At 63.6% G+C, this 15,979-nt stretch carries 16 protein-coding genes; 3 read left to right on the top strand and 13 right to left on the bottom strand.

What is annotated here, in order from left to right; genetic code table 11:
- Positions 1 to 11: 11 nt before the first annotated feature.
- The 5 genes from BMY38_RS10840 to dctP form a co-directional block, all read right to left on the bottom strand.
- Positions 12 to 1,526, bottom strand: a complete 1,515-nt coding sequence (locus BMY38_RS10840; RefSeq protein WP_092762745.1) for an AMP-binding protein — start codon at positions 1,524 to 1,526, stop codon at positions 12 to 14.
- An 11-nt stretch (positions 1,527 to 1,537) separates the two neighbouring features.
- A complete protein-coding gene (locus BMY38_RS10835) occupies positions 1,538 to 2,791 on the bottom strand; it encodes a malonyl-CoA decarboxylase (RefSeq protein WP_245737574.1) in 1,254 nt (417 codons plus the stop codon).
- Positions 2,788 to 4,107, bottom strand: coding sequence for a TRAP transporter large permease (locus BMY38_RS10830; protein ID WP_092762741.1), 1,320 nt, complete (start codon positions 4,105 to 4,107; stop codon positions 2,788 to 2,790). The genes BMY38_RS10835 and BMY38_RS10830 overlap by 4 nt, the downstream gene beginning before the upstream one ends.
- Entirely contained in the window at positions 4,107 to 4,667 is a 561-nt protein-coding gene (locus BMY38_RS10825) for a TRAP transporter small permease (RefSeq protein WP_245737573.1), read from the bottom strand. The genes BMY38_RS10830 and BMY38_RS10825 overlap by 1 nt, the downstream gene beginning before the upstream one ends.
- A 68-nt stretch (positions 4,668 to 4,735) precedes the next feature.
- Positions 4,736 to 5,722, bottom strand: coding sequence for a TRAP transporter substrate-binding protein DctP (gene dctP / locus BMY38_RS10820; protein ID WP_092762739.1), 987 nt, complete (start codon positions 5,720 to 5,722; stop codon positions 4,736 to 4,738).
- Positions 5,723 to 5,899: 177 nt separating this feature from the next.
- Here dctP and BMY38_RS10815 point away from each other — a divergent pair, with 177 nt between their 5' ends.
- From BMY38_RS10815 to BMY38_RS10805, 3 genes are all read left to right on the top strand, one after another.
- Positions 5,900 to 6,577, top strand: coding sequence for a GntR family transcriptional regulator (locus BMY38_RS10815; protein ID WP_092762737.1), 678 nt, complete (start codon positions 5,900 to 5,902; stop codon positions 6,575 to 6,577).
- 99 nt (positions 6,578 to 6,676) lie between these two features.
- Positions 6,677 to 6,943, top strand: a complete 267-nt coding sequence (locus BMY38_RS10810; RefSeq protein WP_092762735.1) for a hypothetical protein — start codon at positions 6,677 to 6,679, stop codon at positions 6,941 to 6,943.
- Between the two features lie 11 nt (positions 6,944 to 6,954).
- Entirely contained in the window at positions 6,955 to 7,248 is a 294-nt protein-coding gene (locus tag BMY38_RS10805) for a hypothetical protein (protein ID WP_092762733.1), read from the top strand.
- Positions 7,249 to 7,417: 169 nt separating this feature from the next.
- On the opposite strand, the gene BMY38_RS10800 is transcribed toward BMY38_RS10805, so the two are convergent.
- The 8 genes from BMY38_RS10800 to BMY38_RS10765 form a co-directional block, all read right to left on the bottom strand.
- The gene (locus tag BMY38_RS10800) at positions 7,418 to 8,092 is read right to left on the bottom strand and encodes a ferric reductase-like transmembrane domain-containing protein (RefSeq protein ID WP_245737572.1); all 675 of its coding nucleotides are present in this window, start codon (positions 8,090 to 8,092) and stop codon (positions 7,418 to 7,420) included.
- 334 nt (positions 8,093 to 8,426) lie between these two features.
- A complete protein-coding gene (locus BMY38_RS10795; protein ID WP_092762731.1) occupies positions 8,427 to 9,791 on the bottom strand; it encodes an NADH-quinone oxidoreductase subunit N in 1,365 nt (454 codons plus the stop codon).
- Positions 9,791 to 11,254: a complex I subunit 4 family protein gene (locus BMY38_RS10790; protein ID WP_092762729.1), complete on the bottom strand. Its 1,464-nt coding sequence runs from the start codon at positions 11,252 to 11,254 to the stop codon at positions 9,791 to 9,793. Before BMY38_RS10790 ends, BMY38_RS10795 begins: the two co-directional genes overlap by 1 nt.
- Before the next feature lie 13 nt (positions 11,255 to 11,267).
- A complete protein-coding gene (locus BMY38_RS10785; protein WP_092762727.1) occupies positions 11,268 to 13,082 on the bottom strand; it encodes an NADH-quinone oxidoreductase subunit 5 family protein in 1,815 nt (604 codons plus the stop codon).
- Positions 13,079 to 13,390, bottom strand: coding sequence for an NADH-quinone oxidoreductase subunit NuoK (gene nuoK / locus BMY38_RS10780; RefSeq protein ID WP_092762725.1), 312 nt, complete (start codon positions 13,388 to 13,390; stop codon positions 13,079 to 13,081). Before nuoK ends, BMY38_RS10785 begins: the two co-directional genes overlap by 4 nt.
- Positions 13,387 to 13,911 (bottom strand): NADH-quinone oxidoreductase subunit J family protein, encoded by a 525-nt coding sequence (locus BMY38_RS10775; protein ID WP_245737571.1) that lies wholly within the window; start codon positions 13,909 to 13,911, stop codon positions 13,387 to 13,389. The genes nuoK and BMY38_RS10775 overlap by 4 nt, the downstream gene beginning before the upstream one ends.
- Positions 13,908 to 14,807 (bottom strand): complex I subunit 1 family protein, encoded by a 900-nt coding sequence (locus tag BMY38_RS10770; RefSeq protein WP_092762721.1) that lies wholly within the window; start codon positions 14,805 to 14,807, stop codon positions 13,908 to 13,910. Before BMY38_RS10770 ends, BMY38_RS10775 begins: the two co-directional genes overlap by 4 nt.
- A partial coding sequence (locus BMY38_RS10765) for an NADH-quinone oxidoreductase subunit D-related protein (protein WP_217638802.1) occupies positions 14,804 to 15,979 on the bottom strand: 1,176 nt, incomplete at its 5' end. The genes BMY38_RS10770 and BMY38_RS10765, both read right to left, overlap by 4 nt.

Genomic DNA, 15,979 nt, shown 5'->3' with positions numbered 1-15,979 from the left:
TCCGGCCGGTATCAGTTTCCGCCGAAGCTGCGCCGCAGTTCGGTCTTCTGCACCTTGCCCATTGTATTGCGCGGCAGCGCGTCAAGGAAATGGATGTGGCGGGGGTGCTTGTAGCGGGCGAGGTCGGGCATCACGACAGCAAGCAGATCCTCGTCCGTCAGATATGAACCGGGCAGGCGGACGACGGCAACGGCGACGCTCTCTCCGAAGTCGGGATGAGGCACGCCGAAGACCGCGCTTTCGGCCACGCCGGGAACGGCGTCCACCAGCGTCTCGATTTCCTTGGGGTAAATATTGTAGCCGCCCGAAATGATAAGGTCCTTCGACCGCCCGACGATGGTATAGTAACCGTCGGCATCCACCGTGCCGATATCGCCGGTGGCGAACCACCCACCGGGCCGCATGTCTTCCGCAGTCTTCTCGGGCATGTTCCAGTAGCCCGCGAAGAGGTTGGGGCCACGCACCTCGATATCGCCGGGCTCGCCCGTGGGCACGGGGATGCCGTCGGTCCCGGTCAGCCGCACCTCCACCCCCGGCAGGGGCAGGCCCACAGTACCGGGCTTGCGCGTGCCGTCGTAGGGGTTCGAGGTGTTCATGCAGGTCTCGGTCATGCCATAGCGTTCCAGCACGATATGTCCGGTGCGATCGTGCCACTTCGCGTGCGTGTCCGTCAGCATCGGCGCGGAACCGGACACGAACAGGCGCATGTGTGCAGCCGCCTGTCGCGTCAGGCCCGGCTGGTCCAGCAGCCGGGTATAGAAGGTCGGCACGCCCATCAGCGTCGTGGCACGGGGGAAGTCGGCCAGAACGGCGGCGGCGTCGAAGCTGCCGTGCAGAAGGATCTGGCCGCCGGCCATCAGGGTCACATTGATCGCAACGAACAGGCCGTGTGTGTGAAAAACGGGCAGCGCGTGGATCAGCACATCGTCTGCCGTGAATTGCCACAGGTCGCGCAAGGCAGCGGCATTCGAGACGAGGTTCCCGTGCGTCAGCATGGCCCCCTTGGAGCGGCCCGTCGTACCGGATGTATAGAGGAACGCGGCGATGTCATCGGCTTCGCGCGGGATGGCTGCGGGCAGGGGGGGCGCGTTTCCCATCGCCTCGGCGACGGTGCCCCGTCCGTCGGCATCAAGGGTGAGGACATGGGCGACCGCGGCCTCGCGCGTGGCTGTCTTCATCTCCGCCTGCCGGGCCGGGTCGCAAACGAAGACGTGGGGGGCCGCATCGGTCAGGAAATACCCGACCTCGGCGGCAGTATAGGCAGTGTTGAGAGGCAGATGGACCGCCCCGGCCATCACCGTGCCCAGATAGCATTGCAGCGCGGCAATCGACTTTTCGACCTGCATGGCGACTCTGTCGCCCGGTTCAACCCCGTGGGAAATGAGAACCCGCGCCATGCGGGCTGCCCCGTGCCAGAGGTCGGCGTAGGTCGTGACCGTCCCGGTAGTATCGGTGGCGAAGGGTGCGTCGCCGCGTCCATCGGAGGCCGAGCGGAGGGCGCGGATCAGATGATTTGTGTCGGGCATGTCGGCCCCTCTCAGTGTGATTTCAGCAAGCGCCGCACGGCGGGGGCGGCGATGACCTGATCGGCGGTCGAATAGGCTTCGTGATTCCGCTCGATCGTTGCAAGGTCATAGAGATAGTTGACCATCACGCCCCAGGACCCTGCCATGCCGCGCGGGCTGCGGTCTGCGGCGGGATGGATACGCTCCAGCCGGGCACCATTGCCAAGATGGAACCGCGCGACAGGGTCGGTGGCACCGCCGCGGTCGGCACGGGCGACCAGCATGTAATACGCTGTCAACTCGGCCAGGGCCGAAGCCTCCGGCGTATCGGAGGACGCCGTTTTCGACAGGCGCGGTGGCAGGGCGTCGGCGTTTTCCCTGGCCCAGCGGCGCAGGTCGGGCACCGGCGAGAGCGTGACGAAGGTGTCGAGGCCCGAGAATTCGCGACGCAATTCCTCGACCACCTGCTTGATGAGGAAGTTGCCAAAAGAGATGCCACGCAGCCCCGCCTGACAATTGGAGATGGAATAGAAAACCGCCGTCTCGGCCTGTCCTGGCTCCAGCATTTCGCGACTTTCGGCCAGAATGGCACCGATGTCGCCGGGAATGCCGGTCGTCAACGCCACCTCCACGAAGATAAGCGGGTCGTCGGCGAGAGCGGGATGGAAAAACGCATAGAGCCTGCGGTCGGGCGCGCCCACGCGGCGGCGCAGATCGTCCCAGCCGCTGATCTCGTGGACAGCCTCGTAGCGGATAATCTTTTCGAGGATGGCCGCCGGGGTGGACCAGTCGATGGAGCGGAGTTCGAGAAAGCCGCGGTTGAACCACGAGGAAAAGAGATGGCGGAAGTCGTCGTCCAGCGGCTTGAGCGTGGCATCCCCGGCCAGAAAGTCGAGCAGATCGCGCCGCATCGCCACCAGCCGACGCGTGCCACCGGGCGCGCGGTTGAGCCGTCGGATCAGCTCCTGCGAGCGAGGCTCCGATGCGGTGTGCAGGTTTCGCAGGTCGCCTTCTTTCCGACCCGCCCACGCCGCCTCGACCCGTGCGGCATCGACGCCGAAACGGTCGCGGAGGGTGCCAAAGAAGGCGCGGCGGCGGTCGGCGGTCATGGCGTCGTAACGCTCGAAGATGGCACGGGCCTGCGCCAGCCCCGTCGCCTCGCCCTTGCCCGACAGAACCGCCTCGCAAAGGTCGGCGATGTCGCGGGCGGGCGGGGCCGACATAAGACCCCGGCCCGCGTCCGCGACCCGGCCCACGAGGTCCGACAGTAGGCTTGCGCCCCTCACAGCTCAGGTCCCATCACGATATCGGGCAGCCAGGTCACAATGCCGGGGAAGGCCGACAAAATGATGATTGCAACCACCATGCTCAGCACGAAGGGCAGCGATCCAGCGAGGATCTTGCGCAATGAGATATCGGGCGCGATGCCGTTGATGACATAGAGATTGAGACCAACGGGCGGCGTGATCAGCCCGATTTCCATGTTGATCGTGACGATGACAGCGAACCAGTAGGGGTCGAAGCCCGCGGCCAGGATAATCGGCAGCAGGATCGGTGCGGACATCAGGATGACGGCGACGGGCGGCAGGAAGAACCCCGCCACCAGCAGGAAAAGGTTGATGATCCCCATCAGCACCCAACGGTTCACGTCGAGATCGGCGATCCAGCCCGCAATGGACTGGGTGACGAAAAGCGACGAAAGCATGAACGAGAACACCCCCGCCGCGCCGATGATGAAAAGGATCATCACAGATTCCCGCGTCGAGTCGCGCAGCACCGCCCAGAGTGCATTGAACCGGAACATCCGGTAGACGACGACCGCGACGACAATGCACAGCAGCGCGCCGACGGCCGCCGTTTCCGATGGTGTCGCGATGCCGCCGTAAAGGGCATAGAGCACGCCCGCGATGATCAGCAGGAACGGCACCACGCGGGGCAGAATTTCCAGCCGTTGCGCCCATGTATAGCGTACCCCCGACAGCGCCACGCCCGCAGCTCCTCTCCGCCAGGTATCGAAGATGGCCCAGGCGATGAACAACGTCACGAGGAGAAGGCCCGGCAACACTCCTGCCAGGAAGAGCCGTCCGATCGAGGTTTCGGTAGCGATGCCGTAGACGATCATCGTGACCGACGGTGGGATCAGGATGCCCAGCGTTCCGCCCGCAGCGATCGAGCCTGCCGCCACTTCATCCGGGTAGCCGCGTTTGCGCATCTCGGGGATGCCCATCTTTCCGATGGCCGCGCAGGTCGCGGGGCTGGAGCCGGACATCGCGGCAAACAGAGCGCAGGCCCCGAGGTTGGAGACGACGAGGCCGCCGGGAACGCGTGTCAGCCAGCGTTCCAGCGCTTCGTATAGATCCGGTCCCGCACGGGTCGAGGCGATGGCGGAGCCCATGATGATGAACATCGGTATCGACAGCAGCGCGAAGGAGTTCAGATCGCCGTAGAACAGCTCCGGCAGGGCCTGAAGGCTGCGCGGACCGTCGAACACGAAGAGAAAGAACGTCGACACGATCAACAGGCCTACCGCGACCGGCACACCCGAGAACAGGACGATGATCGTGGCGATGCCGACCAGACCGCCAAGCACCAGCGGGTCCATCAGTATTCCTCCAACGGTTCGGGACCGATCGCGGGCAATCCTTTTTCGTCCATCGGAGCGCCGCGCAAAGTCAGCCACAGATCGGCCGCCAGTTGCAGAAGGAAAAGGCCGAACCCTAGCGGCACGAACAACCACGGAATCCACAGCGGCACGGCCATGACAGTCTCCGACTTCCAGTTGCGAACCCAGGCCAGGTACCACATTTCCCAGCCGTAGAAGAGCATGACCGCCATCATCGCCGCCGTCACCGCCAGCGTTATTCCGGCCAGCGCACGGCGGAACGAGGCGGGCAGAAGTGTCGGCAGCAGGTCGACGCCGACGTGACCGCGCAGCTTCTGGACGTAGGGCAGGCCGATGAGCGTCGCGGCGATCATCAGGTAGATCACCACTTCGGTCTGCCAGACCGTAGAACGGTTAAGGACCGTGCGGACGAAGATCATCTGGCAGGTGATGAGGACGGATGCCAGGATCATCAGCGACGCCGCAATGCCGCAGAGGGTCGAGACGTGGCCGATATAGCGAATGGCCACGGGGTGTTCGCGGGTTACGATGGGGGTCACGCAGGCGTTCCTTCGGGTCAGTGAAGGGCGGCGCGTAACGCGCACCGCCCCGGATCAGGTGGGTCAGATCACTCGACCGAGAGAGCCATGTCCAGCAGACGCTGTCCGTCCGGCGTCTCCTCCACGAAGGCGGGATAGGAAGTGGTTTTCGCCAACTCGCGCCACGCGTTGAAATCCGCCTCGGACATCTCGGCCAGTTCCACGCCGTTGTCAGAGAAGACCTTGGCTGCGTCCGCATCGCCCTTCTTGGCTTCCTGCAGATAAAAGTCCTCTGCGTTGGCGGCGGCAGTGGTCAACGCCTCCTGCTGTTCAGGTGTCAGGTTGTCGAAGGTCGTTTTGTTCATGAGCAGCGGCTGATACATGAACCACAGCGCATAGTCGCCCGCGGGTGTGTAGCAGGACAGCTGCTCATACAGACGGTAGCTCACGAAGCTTTCGGACGAGGTGTTGGCCGCGTCGAGAACGCCGGTCTGAAGCGCCGGGTAGATTTCGGACGATGCCATCGAACTGATCGAAGCCCCGGCTCCGGCCAGCATCTGTTCGAACGACTTGCCCGCGGCGCGGATGCTGAGGCCCGCCACATCTTCTGGCGCAGTGATGCAACCCTTGTTGGAGCCGAAGCCGCCCGCGAGGTATCCGTGGACAAGGACCATCACATCGTCCCCGGCCATGATCTTCTGGATTTCTTCCATGAACGGCGAATTTGACAGGCGGTCGCCGTGGTCGTGGTTCTTCACCAGTCCGGGCATCAGCGTCAGGTTGTACGCCGGTTGCTGCCCGCCCGCATAGGACAGCGGCAGGACGGTCATATCAAGCTGCCCGCGGCTGAGCGGCGTGTACTGCTCGCGCGCCTTGAAAAGGGTCTGGTTCGGAAAAATCTGGATCTCAAGGTCGACGTCGGCTGCGGCCACTTCGTCGGCGACCATCTGGGCGACCTTGTGGCGCACGTCGCCCTCAGACCATTGATGGCTGAGCTTGAGGGTCTGGGCGAACGCGCCCGATGCGAGCAGCGTGGTGGCAAGCACGGCTGCGAAGGCGGTACGAACATAGGTCATTTGTGATCCTCCCGAATCTTTGTCTGGTATCGGCGGTGCGTCCCTCCCCGGACGGCACTCTTCCCGTGACGACACGTAACCTGGTCGAATGTCCCATATCAATCGTTTTGTATACAATTCCGCGCTTCTTATATTCTTCGCGCCGGGCTAGTGTCGGGGCAGGAGGGACGACCGACCATGCCAGCCACGCCCATCGATCTGCGCGACGCACTCGAAGATCGCATACTGACAGGCCATATCCGCCCCGGCGACCGGCTGGACGAAGCGGCGCTTGCACGCGATTTCTCAGTCTCGCGCACACCTGTGCGGCAGGCGATCTTTCAGCTCGCCGCCACCGGCCTGGTCGAGCATATTCCCCGGCGCGGAGCTTTCGTCGTCGAGATCGGGCCGGAGCGTCTGTCGGAGATGTTCGAGGTCATGGCCGAACTGGAGGCGCTGTGCGCGCGCAATGCGGCGCGGCGGGCACTGACCGACGACCTTGCCGATCTGGGTCGGCGGCACGACGCCTGCACCGAGGCCGCGGCGGCGGGCGACGCCGATGCCTACTACTATGCCAATGAACGGTTTCATGCAGCCATCCGCACGATCGGCGGCAATGCCTTCCTGCTCCAGGAGATCGACCGGCTGCAAAAGCGGCTCAAGGCGTTCCGCCGCATCCAGTTGCGCGCCCGTGACCGCATCACCACTTCGCTCGAAGAGCATGAACGCATCATGCGCTGCCTGATTGCGGGCGATGCCGAAAGTGCCGCCAGCGAGATGCGAAAGCATATTTCGATACAGGGGGATCGTTTCGGCGACCTTATGGCGACCCTGTCGCGTGATCAGAAGCCGCGCCATTACATGAAGCAGGCCTGATACCACTCAATGCCACTATCCAGCTTGAAAAAACGCTAAAGTTAACGTAGCGTAAAGCATGCGGCTGGATCGGAAGTTCATTCGAGAGGACCCTATAACATGAGATATGGATTTATACCGCTTGCGGTCAGCATATTGACCGTCGGTGTCGCCTTGGCCGAGACCGATCAGATCGACACGATCCTGACCGCGACGGCGAAATATGCAGATATCAACGTGGCTCTTGCCGAGGGCTTTTTCCCCGCACCTCCCGGCGATTGCGTATCCGCCGCTGCTGAAGGCCTGCCCGCCGAGATGGGAGCGATGGGCATTCATTATATCCATCCGGGGCTTCTGGGGCTGTCCCCCCTGGCACGGGCCGGGTGAACGGGAACGGTATGAACACAGATTTCACCACTCCGTCGATATTGCTTTATGAACCACAGCCCGACGGATCGTTGCAGCTTGTCGGTGTCGAAAACCTGATATTCCAGGCTGCCTGGACCGCGGCGGGGGAAGACGGAGTGCCGATGTCTGGCGATCAGCCCTGGGATGTCATGGCTGACATGAGCGACACCGAAGGCGACGAAGCCCATGGGTTTGAACCGCATTACGACCTGCATATCTGGACACAGCGCGAAAATCCGACCGGGGTTTTCGCCCCATTCAATCCCGATGTGACCTGCGGCTGAGACCGGCTCGAAGGGATGGGCTGCCGCATCCCTGATGGTCTGAGTGGTTCTTGGCTGAGCAAGCTATCCTTGCCCTGAAGGGCGCAGAGGGCCGGACCGGTATCCGGGCACGACGAAGAGGTCCTGCCCGGAAACCTGTAAGTATCTGACCCGCACCGAACAGGCTGGGCTAAACCGTCGCTGCTGTGCCGGTTCCCCTCTGACGCGCCTTTCGCCAGGTCTTCAGGGATGCCGCAATCTGAAGAACCATCACAGTCCCGACCAGAGCGACGAACGGCCACTGGAACCAGTTTGCATCCGGCGTGCTGCGATGAAAGTCGAGAAAGTGAATGAACAGGAAATATGCGGTATGGGCCACCGATAGCCACCACAGCACGTAAGTGCCTTGTTGAACGAATTTCCAGACCTTGTCGCCAAGCCAGCGCAGGCTGAAATCGTTCGATGTTCCAGCAAGGACTGCTCCGTAGAGAAGCGCCAGCACACCGATCAGGTTGGCCAGCGCAAAGCCCTGCTGCACCATGACATATCTTTCCAGACCGGGATGATATTCAAAACCGATCAGGCGCATCAGATCCAGCTGGACCCAGCCAAACAGGATAACCCCTGCGTGGATCAGTGCCAGAAGGACCGCATAAATACCCAACTCGCGACGATAGGGCAGTATCCGGACGAAGCCTCGGGAAAGCCGGGATATCGGTCCCAGTGCCATCGCCATAGCCACCAGAACCAATGACATGTCACCCAATGCCCGGTTCCATCGGTGCATCGGCGACCACTCGGTCCGACTGTACAGGAACATCGCAGTTCCCAGGGCCGCCAGCGCAATCACAATGAGATGGCGCATCCACCACCGCTTCATGAGTCCGTCTTTTGCCATCATCAATCCCTCTTCCAGTAGGCCAGTCGAGCGTTACTCTGGTGAGTACGCAAGTCATCGCGACAGGCATATGCGCTGGAAAACACAGACGGTAGCAATTCTGGTTACAGCCATGATCACAATAACGGGATCAGCGCATCAGCGCTCTGTCCCATAAAATCGGATATGCCGGATTTTCCGGGAGGTTTGGTTGCCGGGCAGGACCATGGATAGTCGCATCGTCGATCAGGAACAGGCCAGATGGGCCGCTCGCCCGTCGACTGAAGAAGCAGGTCGCACACTCCCTGGTTCGGTTCATTCTCTAGCCCGGAAACAGGCCAGCCAGCAGTCCCATGCCCAACGTCACAACCGAAGTCACACCTATGACCGCGATGAGTGCCGGGTGCGGCGAATTCCTGAAGCCTGCCACGTCCTCGGGCGCTGCCTGATACATCGGCACGACGATCCGCAGATAGACGCCGAGCGCCAGCACCGAGTTGAGGATGCCGATGATCGCCAGCCAGAGATATCCGGCCTCGATGGCTGCACCGAACAGGTAGACCTTGCCGACAAACCCGAACAGCGGTGGTATGCCGGTCAGCGACAGGAGAAACACCACCATTGCCACACCGGCTATGGGATGGGTGCGCCCGAAGCCCCTGATGTCGTCGAGGTGCCGCCCGGCCACAAGGACGATGGCGAAGGCACCGAGATTCATCGCCACGTAGGCCGCAGCCATGATAATAACACCGGGTACGGCCAGCGGGCTGACGCCCAGCGCCACGATGCCCATAAGGAAATAACCTGACTGCGCGACCGAGGAATAGGCGATCAGCCGCACCAGATTGGTCTGCACCACTGCGGCCAGATAACCGTAGGTCATCGTCGCGGCGGAAATCAGGGCAATCACCAGCGGCCACCCGCTGCCCGTCGGCAGATCACGCAGCACCTGTGCGAAGGCGAAGATCGCGGCTGTTTTGGTGATCACCGAAAGATAGGCCGCGACCGACACCGGTGCACCGTCATAGGCGTCCGGTGCCCAGAAATGGAACGGCACCAGCGAGGCCTTGTAGCCCAGCCCGACGATCACCGCGACCAGCCCGGCAATTGCGATGAGCGGTTTGCCGTCCAACGCGCCGAGGTCTGCGAACAACGTCGAGCCAGCACCGCCGAACCAGAAGGTCAGCCCGTAGATCATCACCGATCCGGTGACCGCACCGAAGACCAGATATTTCATCCCCGCCTCGGTCGCGGCGTCGTCGCGCGGATAGGCAACCAATGCGAACGACCCCAGCCCCGTCAGCACTACGCCAAGCACCAGCATCATCATGTCACCTGCGCCCGCAAGCATCAGCGCGCCCAGCGTGACGAGACACAGGAGCGAATAGACACTGCCTTCCCGTTCCTTCCCCGCGATCTCGGCCCTTGCGAGCAGCAGCGACAGGGCGGTACCCGGCAGCAGGATCAGTTTGGCCCAGCCGTTCAGAAGGTCGATCCGGTAGGTGCCGCCGAAGACGATGGTATCCGTGGCCAGCAACGGCAGAGTGGCCAGGGTGGCGGCAGTCAGCCCGACCAACCCGATCCATAACGCCAGTCGGGCCAAGCGCGCCATTTCGGCAATCAGCATCGCCACCACCGCAAGCGACAGCAGGATCTCGGGGATCAGGAACGACAGATCGCGCGCCATCAGAAGCTCAGGCTCGCCATGGTGGTGTGGATCATGTTCAGAAGCCAGGCGGGCGCCACACCGATCAGGATCGTCAGGATCAGAAGCGGTACGATCACCAGCATCTCGCGCCGGTCAAGATCGGGCATCGCGGCCCATTTCTGGTTGAGTTCGCCAAGGAACACCGCCGCGACGGAGCGCAGATACAGCCCCGCAGTTACCACGATGGCAAGGATCGCCACCACCGCCCATGGCTGTGCGTTGAGGGTCGCCAGAAACACCTGAAACTCGGCCGGGAAGTGCGCCAGCCCCGGCAATCCGAGCGAGGCGAAAGCCGATAGGATGAAGGCCCAGCCGAGCCACGGCACCTGACCCAGAAGCCCGCCGAAATCGCCCATGTCGCGAACATGGGCGCGGTCCTGCAACATTCCGACCAGGAAGAACAGCGCGCCGGTGACGATGCCGTGGCTGATCATCTGCAAGGTTGCGCCGTCCAGCGCCACCACGCGCATCGCCGGATCGGTGGCAAGTGCCGCCACTGCCACACCCATCACCACATACCCCATGTGATTGACGGAAGTGTAGGCGATCATCTTCTTCAGATCGCTCTGCGCCAGTGCGGCAAAGGCACCGTAGATCGCGCTGACCACGCCGAAGACAAGGATCACCACACCTGCACGCGTGAAGGCTTCGGGCGTCATCTGCAAGGCGAAGCGGATCAGCCCGTAGGTTCCGAATTTCAGCATCACCCCGGCCAGAATGACGCTGCCCGCCGTCGGCGCCTGCACGTGCGCCGCCGGAAGCCATGTATGCACCGGAAAGGCCGGGATCTTGACCGCGAAGGTGAACAGCATCGCGATCAGTGCCAGCATCGCGGCGATGCCGGTCAGCGGCGGGGCGTCGATCCAGACCCGCATGTCGAAACTGCCGGAGCTGAGATATAGTCCGAGGATGGCCAGCAAAAGCGGCAGAGACCCAAGTAGAGTGTAGAGAAAGAACATCAGTGCGGCGCGTTGCCGGTCCTCGTATCCCCAGCCGGCGATCATGAAATACATGCCGACCAGAGAGACCTCGAAGAAGATGTAGAAGAGCAGCCCGTCCAGCGCCATGAAGGTCCCGAGCGAGGCAGTTTCCAGCATCAGCATCAGCACCACATATGTGGCCGCCCTTTCGGTGACACGCGCCGAATAGATCGCCGAGAGCAGAAACAGCAGCGAGGTCAGCAGCACCAGCGGCAGGCTCAGCCCGTCCAGCCCCAGCCGGTAGGCTGCGCCAATGGCCGGAATCCAGGAAATTTCCTCGATCTGGGCAAAACCGCCCGGAACGATACCGCGCGCCCAGATCGCCAGCGTGATCAGGAACGTCAGGCCGGTCACGCCGATCGACACCCCGTGTGTCACCCGCGCGGATCGGTCGGGCAGCGCCATCAGGACCAGCCCGCCAAGAATGGGCAAAAACGTGGCGATACTCAGAAGCGGCAACATTGCTGCACTCTCCTCAAACCAGATAGGGGGCCGCGAAGAGCGCGACGATTATGACGGCGATGCCGATCGTGGTGATCGCCAGTTCGCGATGGATGAAGCCGCTTTGCAAACGGCGTGCGCGGGCACCGAGCATGACGGTACGGTCGACGAGGCCGAAGATCGCGGCGTCGATGGCATCACGGTCGGCGCGCCTCGCCGATTGTCCCAGCGACAGGCTGGCACGGCCCAAAGCCAGCACGCCATCGTAAAGCCGACGTTCCAGCCGCTCGCATCCGGCGGCAATGGCCAGCGCCGGGCGGACCATCAACGCATCCATGCCGCCCGCTACAACAAAGCCGCGCTCGGCCCAGGGCAGAAGCCCGCGCAGCAGCCCGGTCACCGGCACCAGCCAGCCAAGCGCCAGCCCGCTCAGCGCAGCGGCTAGCCCGAGCGCAGGAACGGCCAACCCGAACTCGGGCATTTCCGCATTCAGCATCTGCTCCAGCGGGCCGAAAGTCGCACCCAGCACGACGGCCAGCGCCACCAGCCCCGCCATTCCCGTGGCCATCAGCGGGATCGTTCCGGGTTTGGCGCCGGGATCGCCGTGCCACAGCACCCTGAGGGCGCGACCCATATAGGCACCGGTCAGCACCGTACCCGCCAGCGTCAGCGGCAGCAGCCACGCAGCCGATGGCGAGGTCAGCGCGGCGGCTATAATCGCATCCTTGGAAAAGAACCCGGCCAGCGGCGGAATGCCCGCCAGCGCCAGCGCGGCGATGGCGAAGCCCGCGAAGATACCGGGCCGGGCGCGGCCTGCGCCCGCGACCGCGTCCATCGTGGTGCTGTCGCGGTCATGCTGAAACACGCCCGCGCCCAGAAACAGCGAACTCTTGATCGCGGCATGGGCGATCAGGTGCAGAAGCGCCGCCACCGGCGCGCCAGCGCCCACCGCGACCAGCATAAGCCCGTATTGGCTGGACGTGGAGGCGGCCAGCAGTCGCTTGAGGTCGCGCTCGGCCAGCGCGATCAATCCGGCGACGACCGCCGTTACGCCACCGACGATGCCGATGGCCAGCAGTGCGCCACCCGGCAGCATCGGCGCCACACGGATCAGAAGGATCGCCCCCGCAGCTACCAGCGTCGCCGAGTGCAAAAGCGCGGACACCGGCGTCGGACCGGCCATGGCGCGCTGCAGCCAGTCCTGCAGCGGCACCTGCGCCGATTTGCCCATCGCGGCGACCAGCAACAGCAGCCCGGCGATCAGCGCCGGTGTGCCGGTGGTGGCAAGGGTCGCGGAAATCTCCGACGTGCCCGCCACGCCAATCAGCAGGAATGCCCCCAGATAAAGCCCCAGATCGGCGCTACGGGTGTAAAGGAAAGCGCGTGTCGCCGCGCTGGCCACGCCGTCGCGGCGATACCAGAAGCCGATCAGCAGGTAACTGGCGAAACCGATCATCTCCCAGGCCGCCAGAAGCATGATCCAGTCGCCCGCCAGCACCAGCCCCTGCATCGCCGTTACGAACAGCAGCAGGGTGCCGAAAAAGCGCGGTTTTTCGGGATCTTTCGCCATGTAGCCCGTAGCATAGGTCAGAACGAAACCGGCGACCGTGGCGACCAGCAGCGCCAGAACCGCCGTCAGCGGCGTCGCGATCAGCCGCAGCGGCATGTCGGGCAGGCCTGTCAGCACCGCCTGCACATCGCCACTGCCTGCCGTTGCGAGCAACCCCAAGGCCCCGACCAGTCCCAGCGCGGCACCCGCCAGTCCCAGCGCTTCGGACGCGCGGCGCAGGACGAGGATCGTCAGCCCCGCCAGCAGCGGCGACAGTATCGTGAACGCGAGAAAGATCATCCCTTCAACTCGCGCGCTTCTTCCATCTCGACCGACCCGCGCGACCGGAACCGGGCGATGGCGATACCGAATCCGACCGTCATCTCGACCGCCATCACCGCCATGATGATCAGCACGAACATCTGCGCGGCAGGTTCCTCGGGATGCAGGTAACGCCAGAAGGCGACCAGATTGACCAGTGCCGCCGCCAGCACCAATTCGACACCCATGATGATCATCACCAGGTTGGTCTGGCTCAGCGCGCCGTAAAGTCCGGTGCCGAACATCGCTGCGCCTGCGGTCAGCGCGATCATCAATTCAAGGATCATTCCTTCCGCTCCTTCCGGGGCGCGATGGCCACCATTGTCGCCGCTACCATCGCCGTCAGGATCGTCAGACCGGCGGATTGGAAGATAAACATCGAGCGGCCCAGCAACTCGCGCCCCAGATCGGCGGCCTGTTGCGCGGCACCGGGGATGTTCGGTACCGCAGGGCCCCATGCGGCCAGCCAGATCACTGCCAGCGCCGCGACCAGACCAATGCCACCCGCCCAGAGCGACAGGCGCTTCTGATGCGTCATGTCCATCGCGCCCATGCCGCCGGGATCCATCATGAACATCACCATGAAGATGGCCATTACACTCATCTCGGTGGCCATCATCATGATCTGCAGGACACCCAGAAATTCGGCCTGCATGACCAGAAACATCAGCCCCACTGCGGTTTGCGAGAACAGCAGCGCCAAAGCCGAGCGCACCATCGACTTGGTCCGGAAGACCACGATGCCGAACCACACCGCCGCCGCGCCGAAGAAGGCCAGAAAGATCATCTGCGCGGTCATTCCGGTCATATCGGGACCACCAGTGCAATGACGCCGACAAGGAAGATGTTTGTGAGGGCCAGCGGGATACCCAGCTTCCAGCTCAGCGCCAGATAGCGCGCCTCGCGCACCCGCGGCACCAGCCGCCCGGCGCTGACCATCAGCCCGGCGACCAGCAGGATTTTCAGCCCGCTCCAGACCGGCGCCGGGAGCCATGGCCCCAGCCAGCCGCCCAGGTAAAACGTCACAGTCGCGCCTGCCAGCGCAAGGATCACAGTCATCCGGGCCAGCCGCAGCACGGCCAGGCGCACACCGGTATATTCGGCCTCGATCCCGCCTGCCAGATCGCCCGGCGCTGTGGGCAGGTCCAGCGGCGGCAACCAGGCCAGGCCCATGGCGGCCACGACGAACAATGCGAAGCCAACCGGCTGATACGCGATGTTCCATAGGGCCGCCTGCGATGTGACGATATCCACGGTCGAAAGCGACTCGGCCCGCATCGCCACGGCGGTGATCGGCATCACGATCAGCATGGCATAGGCGACGAACTGACCCAGGAACCGCCAGCCGCCGATCATCCCATAGGCACCGTTCGGTCCCCAGCCAGCCATGATCAGCGCTACCAGGACATAGGCCAGGGCTGCATTCAGAAACAGTGCGCCGGTGGCCAGGTCGGTGACGATCAGCCCCGGTGCCAGCGGAATGACCGCCACTGCAAGAAGCCCCGCGACCAGCAGCAGCACCGGCCCGGCTTCGAAGAAAAGCCGGTCTGGCGTGCGCGCCAGCAACGATTCACGCCCCAGAAGCGCCAGCGCCGAAAACGCGGGACGCGCGGGTTGCAGGCGTCCATGCACGGCCCAGCTTTCCAGCACCGCGATCAGATAGGCCCCCACGAGGAACGCCAGCAAAATCCAGATGATCGTCACGCTGTCATCTCCCACGGGCTGATGTCGAGCGACCCTATCGCCGTCAACGCGTCACCCAGTTCCCGGCCCTCGGCCACCGTGCCGATCAGCGCGATATGTGCCGCCGTGGGTGTGCCGATCTCGGCTGCCGTGATTTTTCCGTCGGTCATGGTCAGGCGCAGCCGTGCGGCACCGCGCGGGGTTTCCACCACTGCATCACCATTCCCGGATGCCGTGCCGATCTCCATCGGTATGGGCGCTTCAATCGCTCCCACCCTCGAAATCAGATCAATGCTCTGTGTAATTTCGCGTGTGCGTTGCGTAAGACGCGCCAGTGCATCATCGCCAGCTCCGGTCAGCACGACAAATCCTAGCGCCTTCAGGACAGGATCGTCGCTGCGCGCGTCGACAGCCTCACCCGAGGCCCGCGCTGCCGGGCCGGACAGTGCACCGCCACCCGTCAACCGGCCAACCCCACTGAGCTTGTCATGCAGCAGCGGCGTGCGGTGAACCCGACGCAGAAAGGTTGCGATCCTTGGCGCCAGTCTCGCGATTTCGTCCATGTCCGCGGTGCGCAGCGCCTTTTGCAGAGCACCAGCACCGGCTTCCAGCCAACCGCAACCCGTCTGCCCGCCGAACCCTGCAAGCCAGTTCAGATGGCTGGCAATGCGCTCGCGCTCCACTGCTGCCACGCGGGCATTTGCGGTATCGGCGGCAGCGCTCTGGCCTGCCGCCCGCTCCAGCGCGCGGCAGGCCAGTTCACGGTAAGCCACCGGGCTGAGCGGCGACAGTGCGGCCAGACGATCGACGAAAGCTTCGGGTGTCATCCCGGCTTCTGGCAGCAGATCACCACTGCCCATCTGGCTTTCGGCCTTTGCCTCGGCCACCGCATCGCCATCAAGTATGAGGTCAAGCCGCAGCCCACCGGGCAAGCCTGGAAAGAATGGTCCGAACGGGACATCGATCCATTCCATCTTCAATCCGTCTGGGCTGGCGGGCATGTCGCGGGTCAGATCGACCATCGACATGAAATTCGCCTCGATCCCCTCGATCTCCGGACCGCCGCCATGCCCGGAATGTGCGCCATGCCCGCCGCCACCGTCGCCATGCCCGCCGTGTTCGTCCTGGGCCGCGACAGGCACCAGCGTCATGCCGCATTTGGGGCAGGCGCCGGGTTCGTCGCTGATCACTTC

This window comes from Jannaschia helgolandensis (genome assembly GCF_900109285.1).
Lineage (GTDB): Bacteria > Pseudomonadota > Alphaproteobacteria > Rhodobacterales > Rhodobacteraceae > Jannaschia > Jannaschia helgolandensis.
Note: the sequence above shows the minus strand (reverse complement) of the source record. Positions and strands in the feature narration are given on the sequence as shown.